Here is a 12,549-nt window from a genome sequence, read left to right on the forward strand (position 1 = left end):
AGAAGGAAGCATGATGAAGAAACTGACGCTGGCCGGACTCGCCGCGGCCGCCGCCCTGACCCTGGCCCCCATCGCGGGAGCCGATGCCACCGACGAATACCCCATCCCCAGCAAGATCCTCAAGACCCCGTGCACCGCCGAGCAGATCCTGGCCGCCACCCGCGACACCAACCCGGTCTACTACGAGCGCTACATGATCGACTACAACAACAAGTCCCCCGAAGTGCACCGCGCCGTGCAGGACCGCATCCACTGGTTCTTCGCCATGGACTACGCCGGACGCCGCCAGTACTCCGAGGACACCGCCACCAACGCCTTCTACGAACAACTGGCCTGGAACTGGCCGAACTGGGCCAAGATCTTCTTCAACAACAAGGGCGTCGTCGCCGCATCGACCGCGGTCTGCATGAACTACCCACCCCACGACATGTCCGTCTGGGTCTGGTAACCCGCACCTGCATGACTTCAGCCTGGTTGGCCGGCCCGCAGCCAGGCTGACACCAGGTAGGCCCCCGGACCGAATCCAGCTCCCTGACGTCAGCATGGCCGCACCTGCGGCAACCAGACTGCAACGACGTAGGTTTCGGCAAGCACCGACCGGTCGGCACGCCGAAGCCTCACGAACACCGCTGTGCGCCTTCGCCTTTGAGCCTGCGGCTGCAGCGGCGACATCGACCTCACGGGCCGGCCCGGCGGAGTTTGCGAGAACTCAAGATCAATGCACAGAACCAGCTGAATATCGGCTCCAAGCAAGGCCGTTCAGAAGGCGATTTGTGAACTGTGCTGGGCTTATATCGAGATGTGAAGGGAGTCACAGAATTTTGCCCCCTTACAAATCGCTCTGTTAACGTCCGTCCGCATGTTTGCTGCTGCTTCACTTCTGGCGCTGGTCACACAGGTGTCGGGAACGCCGTACATCTCCGGCGGAGACTCCCCCGCGGGAACCGATTGTTCGGGCCTGGCATCCTGGGTCAGCAACGCCGCGACCAACCGACCGGTCTTCGGTGACCGGTTCAACACCGGCAATCAGGAAAGCGCGCTGCTGGCGCGCGGCTTCAAGTACGGCACCCAGCCCGGCGCCCTCGTCATCGGGTGGAACAGCGGGCACACCGCCGTGACACTGCCCGACGGCACTGCGGTCTCCTCCGGCGAGGGCGGCGGCGTCAAGATCGGCGGTGGCGGTGCCTATCAGCCGCAGTTCACCAAGCACATGTATCTGCCGGTGCAGCAGGTCGCGCCCGCCCCGCAACCCGGCGCGCCCGTGCCGCCTCCGCCCGGTGCGCCGGTGCCACCGCCGGCCCCGGCCGGATTCGCACCGCCCCCGCCGGCCCAGCTGCCGCCGCCACCTGCCGGCATGGCACCCGTCGATGTTCCTCCGCCCGCACCGGGTGCGCCGGTCCCGCCACCGCCGGGCACCATCCCGGCCTGACGCTGCTCAGACGTACCTGGGCCGCCCGGCCAGGGCGCCCAGGACGATCTGCACCACGTAGACGCCCAAGAGCATGATCCACGGCACCGTCCAGCCGCCGCTGATTTCGTGCAGCAGACCGAATAGAAACGGTCCGACCCCGGCCAGCAGATAGCCCAGGCCCTGCACCATGCCGGACAACCGCGCGGTGTCGGCGGCGGTTCGCGAACGGAGTGCGATCACCGCAAGCGCTAGCGAGAAGACGCTCATGCCCAAACCGAGCAGCAATGTCCACAGCACCGGGGCCGCCATCGGCGCGAACGCCAGCCCCAGCGCGCCACTGAAGCCGAGGACGCCCAGGCCGACAATCCAGCCGCTCTGTCCGGGCCGGCGGGCCGCCATCGGCGCGACCACGATGCTGATGGGCACGGCGATGAGCGCGTTCAGACCCAAGAGCATGCCGGCGTCGCTCTTGCTCATGCCGTTGTCGATGAAAACCTGTGGCAGCCAGCCCATCACGATATAGGCCATACAGGACTGGCAGCCGAAGAATCCGGTCACGATCCAGGCCAGCCTGCTGCGCAGCATCGAGCGGGCTCGGGCTCCTTCGCCGGTCGGCGGCGCGGTCACCGAAGTCGTTGCGCGGCCGCGCATCGCGATCATCCAGAAGGCCAGGGCCGCCGCGGCCAGACCGGCCCATGCGCCCAGTGCCGGCCGCCAGCCGCCCAGCCACTCGTCCAGCGATGGGGTCACCGCCGAACCGGCGGCACCGCCGCCCTGCAACGCGGCGGTGTAGATACCGGTCATCAGCCCGATGCGCGCGGGGAAGGACTCCTTGATGACCACCGGGATGAGCACATTGATCAGCGCGATGCCCGCCGTGGCGATCAGCGTCCCGCCGATGACCACCGCCGGCCCGTCGACCACCCGGATCAGCAGGCCCGCCACCAGTACGACGAGTGCCGTCGCGATCGCACGCCCGAGACCGAGCCGGCGCGAGAGGAACGGTGCGGTCAATCCGGCACCGGCGAAGCACAGCCCCGGCAGGGTGGTCAGCACCCCGGCCCACAGCGCCGAGGTGCCGAGTTCCCCGCGCATGTCCCCGAGCATCGGTCCGACGCTGGTGATGGCGGGACGCAGATTGGCCGCGGTGAGCACCACGGCCAGCGTCAGCAGGACCCCGCCGGCGGCCACCTCGGCCGGACGCAGGTCCGGCCGGCTGTCGAAGCCGTCACCCAGCGGAGTCACTGCCCCGTCCAGGGTTCCGGTGTGGCGGCGACGATTCATCTGCACTAGCCTGCCATACATCCGATGATTGGATGAAAGGGGTGGCGCGTGCCACTGGCGTCGACGCGCCGCACCGGACTGGTGGAGCAGGTCATCGAGCAACTGCGGGATTCGGTAACCACCGGCGAATGGCCGGTCGACACCAAGATCCCTACCGAGCCGGTGTTGGCCGAGTCTCTTGGAGTAGGCCGAAACACGGTCCGCGAGGCGGTGCGCGCCCTGGCGCACAGCGGCATCTTCGAGGTCCGGCAAGGCGACGGCACCTACGTCCGGGCGACCAGCGAGGTGTCGGGCGCGCTGCGCCGGCTCTGCGGAACCGAACTGCGCGAAGTTCTCCAGGTGCGGCGGTGCCTCGAGGTGGAGGGCGCGCGGCTGTCGGCGACCGCACGAACCGATGCCGACCTGACCGAACTGTGGCGACTACTGGAGCGCAGTGATCAGCTGCGCGCCGCCGGCCTCGCCGAGGAGTTCGCGCGCGCCGATGCCGATCTGCATTTCGCGGTGGTGCGCAGCTCGCACAACGCCGTCCTGACCGAGTTGTACCGGGGTCTGACGGAAGTGGTGCTGGCGAGCATCGCGACCAGCACCGTCAGCAATCCCGTGAGCCTGGCCGACAGCCCGCGGCACCGCGGTCTGATCGAGGCGATCGCCGACCGCGACGACCGGCGCGCGGTCGAGGAGGCCGGTGGCTTCCTCGACGAACTCCTGGACCGGCTCCCCGGTCTCTGAACGGCTACTCCGGGGCGAGTGCGTCGGAGTCGACGAACGTCAGCGAGCCGCTGTCGAGCTGCACGGCCCAGCGGCGGGCCGGATCGGCGATGTGATGTTCGCCGATGTCCACGGATTGGCCTGCCGTGTCACCGAAGTCATCGACGACCAGTCCGGTCGCTTCGTTCTCGGTGCCGGGGTGAACGCGCACCCGAACATCGACGGCGATTCCTTGGTCCTGGTTGTCGGGGCCGGCACCGACGGTTCCCTGAGCAGTCACCCGAACTCCCTTGTCATCCGCGGCGACCGCAACTTGCGGTCGCGTTTCGTGCGAGCCAGGGGAACGAATTCCCGTGGCGATCTCACACTGCACGCCCAGCCCCCGACGAGCGTCGGCCGATCCTGTCGTACCGATCGGCGCTCGACCGAACACGCCGATCCTCATTTACCGAATACGGCATTGTCAATCCGCTTGCCGCAACGCCTCGAAACACCGCTGAACGCCCGTCACGACCTCGCTCGATCATCATATGCCCGAAGTCGGGAAAACCAATCCTGGAGGCACCGCGGAATTGCCGTCCGGCATTTGTGTACGGACCCTGGACGCGATTGCGCGGGCAACACCAAATGGCTTGGCAGGGTTGTATTGCGGTGTTTCTCGCCGCCGAAATCATCGGCACCGAATTCGGCGAATTCATCGAAAACAACTGACGGACCGCTATGAGCCGGTCACGAAACCAAGCGCTTGGTCGGCGCCGCGCCTCCGTTGCCGCCCGGCCGACGCTGCTGGGCTAACCTCTGTCGCGTGATCGTGCTGCTGCCGCCCTCGGAGACCAAACGCGCCGGCGGTGACGGTCCTCCGCTACGACTCGATCACCTCAGTTTCGCGGCGCTGACCGAGTTGCGCACGGAGCTCATCGACGAGCTCACCTCGCTGACGGCCGACGTTCCCGCGTGCCGACGCGCACTCGGGCTCAACCCGTCACAAGACGGCGAGATCCAGCGCAACGCCGATCTGACGACGGCACCCACACTGCCGGCGATCGATCGCTACACCGGGGTGCTCTACGACGCCCTGGACATCAACTCGCTGCGCGGGGCGAATGCTGCGCGGGCGCGTTCGCGGCTGGCCGTGGGCTCGGCCTTGTTCGGCCTGATCCGCGCCGATGACCCCATCCCCGCCTACCGGCTCTCGGCGACATCCAAGCTGCCCGGCAAACCGACGCTGGCCGCGCGCTGGCGTCCGGTGCTGGAACCGCAACTCGCTGAGATCGCCGCCGAAGAGTTGGTGGTCGACCTGCGATCGGGTTCCTATGCCGCACTGGGCCGACTACCCGGCGCGGTGCGGGTGAATGTGCTGGCCGAGCACGCCGACGGGCACCGCACAGTCGTCAGCCATTTCAACAAGGCGCACAAGGGTCGGCTGGCCCGCACACTGGCCACCAGCCGCGCCGAACCCGATGATGCGGCCAAGGTCGCGGCGGTCGCGCGCAGGGCCGGAATGCATGTCGAACGCGACGGTGACGATCTCACCATCGTCGTACCCGCGTGAGTCAAAACCGTGACATAACAACGCGATCACAGCGGGCGTCGCAACGGAGGACGGGCTTGCCGCGCTGTTAGCTTGCCGTGCATGAACCCATCGACGAGGGTGCGACGCTGGGCGCGCCGATGCGCATCCGTGCTTCTGACGACGGCGGTGTTGGGTTCGTTGGTCAGTGCACCGACCGCAACCGCTTTCTCCCGTGCGGGTCTGCCGATCGAGATGCTGGACATCCCTTCGCCGTCGATGGGGCGCAACATCCGTGTTCAGTTCCAGGGCGGCGGACCGCATGCGGTGTATCTGCTCGACGGCCTGCGTGCGCAGGACGACTTGAGCGGCTGGGACATCAACACCGCGGCATTCGAGTGGTATCACGACTCCGGGCTGTCGATGGTGATGCCCGTCGGCGGTCAGTCGAGCTTCTACACCGACTGGTACCAGCCGGCCACCGGCAGTGCGGGCACCCTGACCTACAAGTGGGAAACCTTCCTCACCCAGGAACTGCCCGGCTGGCTGGCGGCCAACCGCGGCATCAGCCCGGTGGGCAATGCCGTTGTGGGGCTGTCGATGTCGGGCGGGTCGGCGCTGACGTTGGCGGTCTGGCATCCCACCAAGTTCATCTTCGCGGCGTCACTGTCGGGATTCGTCAACCCGTCACTGGGACTGTGGCCCACCCTGATCGGGCTGGCCATGCGCGACGCGGGTGGCTTCAACGCCACCGATATGTGGGGTCAGACCAACGATCCGGCCTGGCGCCGCAATGATCCCATGGTGCACGTGGCCACCCTGGCCGCCAACCGCACCGCGATCTGGGTGTACTGCGGTGACGGAACGCCCTCGGAACTGGACACCGGTGGCGACTTCGGCGGGATGTTCAGCGCTCAGTTCCTGGAGAACATCACACTGAACACCAACAAGACCTTTCAGCAGCGCTATCTGGCCGCCGGCGGCCGCAACGGCGTCTTCAACTTCCCCAAGGACGGCACGCACAGCTGGGGTTACTGGGGCCAGCAGCTGCTGGCGATGAAGCCGGATCTGCAGCGCGTCTTGGGTGCGGCGCCGCCCGCGCCGCCGGCTCCCCCGGCCCCGCCGGGGGCTGTCCCGCCGGCCCCGGCAGTTGCGGCCCCGGCGCCTGCGGCCGGGGTGCCCGCGGTCGCCGTCGCACCCGCGGCGGTCCCGGCTGTGGTACCGCCCGCGGCCGCCGCTCCCGCCGCGGTCGTGCCCGGTGTCGCCGGTGCAGGTGCGCCGCGCGTCGCCGCCCCCGCGGGGGCGCCTCGCATCGCGGTCCCCCGCGTTGCCACGCCGATGCTTCCGGCCGCGGTACCGCGCGTCGCCCTCCCCCCGGCCTGAGCAATCGGCGACCGGGGTCGACGGCGGTCGGTAGTTTGACCACATGAAGCTGATCTCACCGACCGATGCACTGTTCCTCGTCGGCGAGTCCCGCGAGCATCCGATGCACGTCGGGGGTCTGCAGTTGTTCGAGCCGCCCGCCGATGCCGGGCCGGAGTTCGTGGCCGACCTCTACCACGCGATCACCGGGTTCGACGATTTTCAGCCGACCTTCCGGAAGCACCCGGCGACCCTGTTCGGTGGAATCAGCAATGTGGCATGGACTTTGGACGACGAGGTGGACGTCGACTACCACCTGCGCCGATCGGCGCTGCCACGGCCCGGCCGGGTGCGCGAGCTTCTGGAGCTGACCTCCCGCATCCACGGCAGCCTGCTCGACCGGCACCGCCCGCTGTGGGAGGCGTACTTCGTCGAAGGCCTGAGCGATGGCCGGTTCGCGGTGTACACCAAGATCCACCACTCCCTCATCGACGGTGTCTCAGCGCAGCGCCTGATGATCCGGACGCTGACCACCGACAAGGACGACCGTGAGGTGCGGGTGCCGTGGACGCTGGCTCCCCGCAAGCGCACGGCGTCGACGTCCAAGGGGGCCACCTCGCTGGTGCGGTCGGTGGCAGGCACCGCCGCGTCGGTGGCCGGGCTGGCACCCACCACGTTGGCGCTGGCGCGCGCGGCATTGCTGGAGCAGCAACTGACACTGCCGTTCGGCGCGCCGAGGACCATGTTCAACGTGCCGATCGGAGGCGCTCGACGCTGCGCAGCCCAATCGTGGCCGCTGGAGCGGATCAGGACGGTCAAGACCGCCACCGGCGCCACCGTCAACGACGTGGTGCTGGCCATGTGTGCCGGCGCCTTGCGCGCGTATCTGGAAGAGCAACACGCCCTGCCCGAAACCCCGCTGGTGGCAATGGTTCCGGTGAGCCTGCGCGGCGAGGACGAACAGGACGCCGGCGGCAACATGGTGGGCACCATCCTGTGCAATCTGGCCACCGACACCGCCGATCCCCTGCGCCGGTTGGAGATCATCAGCACCTCGATGCGCGACAACAAGAAGGTCTTCGCCGATCTCCCGCGCACCCAGGCCCTGGCCTTGTCGGGGTTTCTGATCGCCGGGCTCGGGCTGAGTCTGGTGCCCGGCTTCGTGTCCTCGGCTCCGCCACCGTTCAACATCGTGATCTCGAATGTGCCCGGCGCCCGCGAACCGATGTACTGGCACGGCGCCCGCCTGGACGGCAACTATCCGATGTCGATAGCCCTGGACGGGCAGGCGCTGAACATCACCCTGACCAACAACGCGGACAACCTGGACTTCGGCTTGGTCGGCTGCCGCCGCAGCGTGCCGCACCTGCAGAGGTTGCTGGTCCATCTCGAGGATTCGCTGGCGGCGCTGGAGAAGGCCGCGGCCGGATAGCGCCCGGCCGTCCGGGCGCGCGCACCGAAGAAAGCGTCTCCGGCACCGGTGTTTTCGGCGATCGGCGCTGTGCTGCCCCGCCAGGGTCACGGGACAGGCACCTGTTCGTATCGGATCGGTGTCGGCCAAAACCCGCATGTTGTGCAATGGCGGAACCGCGATAAGTTCCCCTCGTCGCCGCGCCACCAGCAGAATCAGGAAACCCATGCCACACACCACAAAACGACTTGCAGTGACGTCTGTTACCGCTGCCGGTCTGTACTGGAGTGTGTTGACACTGAGCCCCGCGGCGGTTGCTGAGCCCGAGATCAGCCCCGGCGTGCCGTGCCTGGACATGGTCACGCATCTGGCCGCCGCGCCGGAGATCATCCCGGAGGCGGTCGACAGCGGCGCAGCGGCGCTGGGCGATGCGCTGGCACCGCCTGCCCCGCCCGTCGAGGCGGCCGCACCGCTGATCGAGGCGGCGGCCGCACCGGTGGCGCCCGAACCGGTCGCGGCCCCGCCGGTGCCTGCTGCCCCGGTCGCACCACCGCCGCCGGCACCCGCGCCTCCGGCCGTGTCGGCACCGGCGCCCATCGCGCCGGCCGCGCCGGTGGCGACCGAAACATTGGATCTCATCTCCCCGGTGCTGGCCGGGCCGCCGGCAGCAGCGCCGGTCGGGGCCGCGCCGGCCGCCGTGCCCGTGGTACCTGTCCCACCGTTGCCCGCCGCGTTGCCGCCGGTGCCCGTACCAGTGCCGGCCGGACTGCCGCCCGCGGCACCGGCCGCCGCGCCCCTGATCCATGCCGCGAGCCCCGTCGCCGCACCGCCGACGGCGGCACCGCCGGTGGAGGCCCCACCGGCTCAAGCCGCGCTGCCGCCCCCGGTCGAGGCACCGCCCGCACCCCCCGCGCCCGCCGCACCGGTCGAGATACCTCCTGCGTCACCGGCTGTCGATGCGCCGCCGGTACCACCGGCGCCCGTGGACGCCGCGCCCACGGCACCGGCGCCCCTGGTCGAGGCCGCCGCGCCCATTCCGGTCCCGGCGGCCGCAGCGCCGCTGGAGGCGGCGGCCGTCGCTGCGCCGGTGGCGATATCCCCGCCCACGGCCGCGGCCCTGGCGGCCGACACCGTGCTACCCGCAATCGCTTCGGCGCCCGCGGTTTTGGCGGCCACCCCGCCACCGCCCATCGCGCTGCCCACCGTGCCCGGCCTGCCGGTCACCCTGCCCAGCGAGATCCCGTTTCCCAGTGATCTGGTCTGCGAGGGCACCGCCTGGTCGGCAGTACCGGAGAACGCACCGGCGCCGCGGGTCGATCCGGCGGCCCAGCGCGAACCCGAGTGGTGATCCGGGCGCTGTCGGCGCCCGCGCCTCAGGCGCTGGGTGCGCGCACCACCACCGGCACGGCCGGGAAGTAGATCGCCATCTCCGAGCGCGACTTGCGAAGCGCCGCAGTGCCGTAGCCCTTCTTCCGGAAGTCCGGCCGGATCCAGATCCGGACCTCGACCTCGTGATCGACGAGCTCGCCGAGAACCAGACCGACCTTGCTGTCGCCCTCCAGGGCGACGAACCATGCCGCTTCCTCGGCGTCGAGACGGTTGAGCGCCGAGGCGATCTCGTCGTCGAGGCTGCCCGCCGGGCCACCACGGCCGTCACCGGCGGTGTGCAGATCATCGAGACGGGCGGCGAAGATGTCGCGGTCGTGCTCGCCGGAGAACGCGCGCAGCACCAGCGTCTCGGCCGAGGACGCGGGCCGCTCGTTCAGCGTGAACGTGAGTTGGCTGTTCAGATCCTCCAACTCGGCGGCGATATTACGGCGGGAGTCCTTGGTCAGCTGGTCGAAGGACAGCCCGAAGACCGCCTCACTGCCGGCACGGGTGGTGCCGAGCAGGTCGGCGATGGCCTGCACGGCGGTATCGCGGTCGGCGGCGTCGACGATGATGTCGAGCACCTCGTGCCGACGGTCGAGCGCCTTCAGCAGGGCTTCGGTGATCTCACGACGGGCTGCGGCACGATCCAGATCGGTCATGCCCCAACCTTAGACCCGAACGAACCGCTTCTCGTCGTATAGCCGGGCCCATTCCTTGCGCGGTCGGATCGAGGTGTCGACGTCGGTCGCGGTGGCGCGTAAGGCGCCTACCGTTGCCTTTTCGCGGGGTGTCAGCTTGAACGGATCCCAGCCGAAGAAGCGGCAGGAGTTCTCCCAGGTGATCTTGTTGATGTCGCTGTCCGAGGCGCCGGCGGCGAGCAGTTCGGCGTGCACCTGTTCGGGGGCGTCGGGCCAGAAACAGTCCGAGTGCGGGTAGTCGCATTCCCAGGCGATGTTGTCGATACCGATCTCGTGCCGCAGCTTCAGCGAGGTCTTGTCGGTGACATAGCAGGCCAGCGAATGTTCGCGGAACACATCGCTGGGCAGCTTGTCGCCGAAGTCGCGACGCAGCCACTTCTGGTTGGTGTAGTGCCGGTCGGAGCGGTCCAGATAGAACGGGATCCAGCCGATTCCGCCCTCGGAGAACGCAAATTTCAGGTCGGGATAGTTGCGCATCGCCGGGCCCCACAGCAGATCCTGGGCACACATCGCCGAGACCTGAGTTGCCAGGATGATCAGGTTGTCGATCGGCGCGTTCGGGGCCATGCTGATGGCGCCGAAGCCGGTGCCGATGTGCAGGCACATCACCACCTGCTCGTCGGACAGCGTCTGGAACACCGGACCCCAGTAGTCCTCGTCGTGATAGCTCGGAAGTCCCTCCAGGTGTGGCAATTCAGGCATCGTCACCGCCCGGCAGCCCTTCGCGGCGACGCGCCGGATCTCCTTGCACATGGCCTCGGGATTCCAGGTCGGCAGCACCGCGATCGGGATGAACCGGTCCGGGTAGCTGCCCGCCCACTCATCGATGTGCCAGTCGTTGTAGGCCGACACCATGATCAGGGTGACGTCCTCGCGGTGCATGTTCAGGTGCCGGGCGGAGAATCCGGTGAAGGTCGGAAAGCACATCGAGGCCAGGATCCCGTTGCGGCTCATGTCCCGGACGCGCTCATGGACGTCGTAGACACCCGGACGCATCTCGGCGAACCCGGCCGGATCGCGGCCCCATTCCTCGGCGGGCCAGGACACCACGGCGTTGAGTCCGCTGACACCCTGCGGCCTGCCCTGGTACATCCACTGGTCCACGCCCTTGTCATCGGTGACGACGATGGGCGCGTCCGCCTTGTACTTGGCGGGCACGTGGTTGAGGAACATGTCGGGCGGCTCCACGACATGGTCGTCGATGCTCACCAGGATCAGGTCGTTGGTGTCCATGTCCTCAACTAGTACCCTCGGATCGCGTGACCGTCTCTGCGTTTTCGGACAGAGGTTTGTCCTTTTCGGCCAACATGGCCGGGCCGGTCGACGCCGCTCGGCCGGCCCGTCCCGTCATCGAGTTGCGCCGCGGTGGACAGGCTTCGGCCGGTAGCTACCTGTACGAGGGGCACGGCCTGATCACGGGTTGGCACTCCCATGAGGTGCACCAGATCGAATACGCCCTGCACGGCGTCGTCGAGGTCGAGACCGATGCGGGTCACCACCTGCTGCCGCCCCAGCAGGCCGCGTGGATTCCGGCGGGTCTGGAGCATCAGGCGGTGATGAACCCCGACGTGAAAACCGTCGCGGTGATGTTCGACGCGACCATGATCCCCGACGGCGGTGACCGGGCCCGCATCATCGCGGTGTCGCCGCTGGTGCGCGAGATGATGATCTACGGACTGCGTTGGCCGATCGACCGGGTGTCATGTGATGCCGAGGATGACCGGGTGTCGCGGGACTTCTTCCGGACGCTGGCCAACCTGGTGATCGAGGCGCTCGACCATGAGGCACCGCTGAGCCTGCCCACCTCCGATCACCCCATCGTGGCGGCCGCGCTCGCCTACACCCGGGCGCATCTCGATTCGGCCACCGCCGAGGATGTCAGCCGCGCGGTCGCGGTGTCGGAGCGCACGCTGCGGCGTCTGTTCGCCGAGACGCTGGGATTGTCGTGGCGCACCTATCTGTTACACGCCCGGATGTTGCGGGCCATGGCCCTGCTGGCGGCACCGGATCAGTCCGTGCAGGCGACATCGTCGGCGGTCGGTTTCGACAGTCTCAGTTCGTTCACCCGGAGCTTCGCCCAATTCTGCGGCGAGACGCCCACCGCGTACCGCAAAAGGGTTGCCGGAAAACAGGATTGACCGGCTAGGCCGGCGGGAAAAGACCCTCTCGCAGCAGGGTGTCGACCGAGTTCTGCCAGCGCTGCAGCTGGGCCGGCGCGGTGAATGGTTCGGGCAGGTGGCGCTCGATGTGCGAGCGCAGACTCACCGCCCCGAGGGCCAGCACCAGGGAGTTGATCGACGCCCACAGCACGTCGATGTCGGGGCGCGCCTCACCGCGGTCGGTGCGCAACTGCCAACGCGCCTGACCCACCTCGAAGAGCCGGTCGAAGACGGTGGCGCCCAGTTGGCTGCCGTCGACCACCGCGCGGCCCAGATAGGCCGCCACATCCGGGTGCTCGGCGATGATGCGGTTCACCCGGTCTCCCACCTCGGCGATCGAATCGGTGGCCCGTTCGGATATCGGCTGCGCCATCGGGGTGATGACGACCTCGATGACATAGTCGTCCACGGCCTTGATCAGACCGGCCTTGGTCGCGAAGTGGTGCTGGACCAACCCCAGCGAGACGCCGGCCGCGGCGGCGACGCCCCGCAGCGTGGTGGCCGCGGCACCGTGCTCGGCGAAGCTGCGCAGCGCAGCACGGCGGATTCGCTCGACGCTGCGGGGTTCTCCCCCGGCCGTTTCGCCTGCCACAGCAGCCACCGTAGTCAACATCACTCCCCGCGCGGTGCAGCGG

Annotated in this window: 13 protein-coding genes; 8 read left to right on the top strand and 5 right to left on the bottom strand. The window is 68.5% G+C overall.

Annotated features, from left to right (window positions below):
- Positions 1 to 13 precede the first annotated feature (13 nt).
- Positions 14 to 448: a DUF5078 domain-containing protein gene (locus tag ACWDUN_RS28070; RefSeq protein ID WP_449934024.1), complete on the top strand. Its 435-nt coding sequence runs from the start codon at positions 14 to 16 to the stop codon at positions 446 to 448.
- 411 nt (positions 449 to 859) lie between these two features.
- On the top strand, positions 860 to 1,429 hold the full coding sequence (locus ACWDUN_RS28075; protein WP_449933901.1) for a peptidoglycan endopeptidase: 570 nt from the start codon (positions 860 to 862) through the stop codon (positions 1,427 to 1,429).
- A gap of 6 nt (positions 1,430 to 1,435) precedes the next feature.
- On the opposite strand, the gene ACWDUN_RS28080 is transcribed toward ACWDUN_RS28075, so the two are convergent.
- Complete coding sequence (locus ACWDUN_RS28080) at positions 1,436 to 2,695, bottom strand: CynX/NimT family MFS transporter (RefSeq protein ID WP_449933903.1); 1,260 nt, start codon at positions 2,693 to 2,695, stop codon at positions 1,436 to 1,438.
- A 48-nt stretch (positions 2,696 to 2,743) separates the two neighbouring features.
- Between ACWDUN_RS28080 and ACWDUN_RS28085 the strand changes: the two genes are divergently transcribed.
- Positions 2,744 to 3,424, top strand: a complete 681-nt coding sequence (locus tag ACWDUN_RS28085) for a FadR/GntR family transcriptional regulator (protein WP_449933905.1) — start codon at positions 2,744 to 2,746, stop codon at positions 3,422 to 3,424.
- A 4-nt stretch (positions 3,425 to 3,428) separates the two neighbouring features.
- Here ACWDUN_RS28085 and ACWDUN_RS28090 read toward each other — a convergent pair whose 3' ends face one another.
- Positions 3,429 to 3,683 (bottom strand): hypothetical protein, encoded by a 255-nt coding sequence (locus ACWDUN_RS28090; protein ID WP_449933907.1) that lies wholly within the window; start codon positions 3,681 to 3,683, stop codon positions 3,429 to 3,431.
- A gap of 525 nt (positions 3,684 to 4,208) precedes the next feature.
- Between ACWDUN_RS28090 and yaaA the strand changes: the two genes are divergently transcribed.
- The 4 genes from yaaA to ACWDUN_RS28110 all read left to right on the top strand — a co-directional run bounded on the left by yaaA (position 4,209) and on the right by ACWDUN_RS28110 (position 9,034).
- Complete coding sequence (yaaA, locus tag ACWDUN_RS28095; protein ID WP_449933909.1) at positions 4,209 to 4,955, top strand: peroxide stress protein YaaA; 747 nt, start codon at positions 4,209 to 4,211, stop codon at positions 4,953 to 4,955.
- An 81-nt stretch (positions 4,956 to 5,036) separates the two neighbouring features.
- Entirely contained in the window at positions 5,037 to 6,296 is a 1,260-nt protein-coding gene (locus tag ACWDUN_RS28100; RefSeq protein ID WP_449933911.1) for an esterase family protein, read from the top strand.
- 43 nt (positions 6,297 to 6,339) lie between these two features.
- A complete protein-coding gene (locus tag ACWDUN_RS28105) occupies positions 6,340 to 7,707 on the top strand; it encodes a WS/DGAT/MGAT family O-acyltransferase (protein ID WP_449933913.1) in 1,368 nt (455 codons plus the stop codon).
- A gap of 232 nt (positions 7,708 to 7,939) precedes the next feature.
- Positions 7,940 to 9,034 carry a hypothetical protein gene (locus tag ACWDUN_RS28110; protein WP_449933914.1) on the top strand — a complete coding sequence of 365 codons (1,095 nt, stop codon included), beginning with the start codon at positions 7,940 to 7,942 and terminating at the stop codon, positions 9,032 to 9,034.
- 25 nt (positions 9,035 to 9,059) lie between these two features.
- Here ACWDUN_RS28110 and ACWDUN_RS28115 read toward each other — a convergent pair whose 3' ends face one another.
- Positions 9,060 to 9,716, bottom strand: a complete 657-nt coding sequence (locus tag ACWDUN_RS28115) for a GNAT family N-acetyltransferase (protein WP_449933916.1) — start codon at positions 9,714 to 9,716, stop codon at positions 9,060 to 9,062.
- Positions 9,717 to 9,725: 9 nt separating this feature from the next.
- The gene (locus ACWDUN_RS28120) at positions 9,726 to 10,988 is read right to left on the bottom strand and encodes an amidohydrolase family protein (RefSeq protein ID WP_449933918.1); all 1,263 of its coding nucleotides are present in this window, start codon (positions 10,986 to 10,988) and stop codon (positions 9,726 to 9,728) included.
- A gap of 26 nt (positions 10,989 to 11,014) precedes the next feature.
- Here ACWDUN_RS28120 and ACWDUN_RS28125 point away from each other — a divergent pair, with 26 nt between their 5' ends.
- Positions 11,015 to 11,893, top strand: a complete 879-nt coding sequence (locus ACWDUN_RS28125) for an AraC family transcriptional regulator (RefSeq protein WP_449933920.1) — start codon at positions 11,015 to 11,017, stop codon at positions 11,891 to 11,893.
- Between the two features lie 4 nt (positions 11,894 to 11,897).
- Here ACWDUN_RS28125 and ACWDUN_RS28130 read toward each other — a convergent pair whose 3' ends face one another.
- On the bottom strand, positions 11,898 to 12,527 hold the full coding sequence (locus ACWDUN_RS28130) for a TetR/AcrR family transcriptional regulator (RefSeq protein ID WP_449933922.1): 630 nt from the start codon (positions 12,525 to 12,527) through the stop codon (positions 11,898 to 11,900).
- Between the last annotated feature and the right edge of the window lie 22 nt (positions 12,528 to 12,549).

The sequence above is a fragment of the Mycobacterium sp. NPDC003323 genome (genome assembly GCF_053589535.1).

Bases quoted from the DNA above. Each gene is read 5' to 3' on its own strand.
- ACWDUN_RS28070 (WP_449934024.1), top strand. From the start codon at position 14: ATGAAGAAACTGACGCTGGCCGGACTCGCCGCGGCCGCCGCCCTGACC.
- ACWDUN_RS28075 (WP_449933901.1), top strand. From the start codon at position 860: ATGTTTGCTGCTGCTTCACTTCTGGCGCTGGTCACACAGGTGTCGGGA.
- ACWDUN_RS28080 (WP_449933903.1), bottom strand. From the start codon at position 2,695: ATGAATCGTCGCCGCCACACCGGAACCCTGGACGGGGCAGTGACTCCG.
- ACWDUN_RS28100 (WP_449933911.1), top strand. From the start codon at position 5,037: ATGAACCCATCGACGAGGGTGCGACGCTGGGCGCGCCGATGCGCATCC.
- ACWDUN_RS28105 (WP_449933913.1), top strand. From the start codon at position 6,340: ATGAAGCTGATCTCACCGACCGATGCACTGTTCCTCGTCGGCGAGTCC.
- ACWDUN_RS28115 (WP_449933916.1), bottom strand. From the start codon at position 9,716: ATGACCGATCTGGATCGTGCCGCAGCCCGTCGTGAGATCACCGAAGCC.
- ACWDUN_RS28120 (WP_449933918.1), bottom strand. From the start codon at position 10,988: ATGGACACCAACGACCTGATCCTGGTGAGCATCGACGACCATGTCGTG.
- ACWDUN_RS28130 (WP_449933922.1), bottom strand. From the start codon at position 12,527: ATGTTGACTACGGTGGCTGCTGTGGCAGGCGAAACGGCCGGGGGAGAA.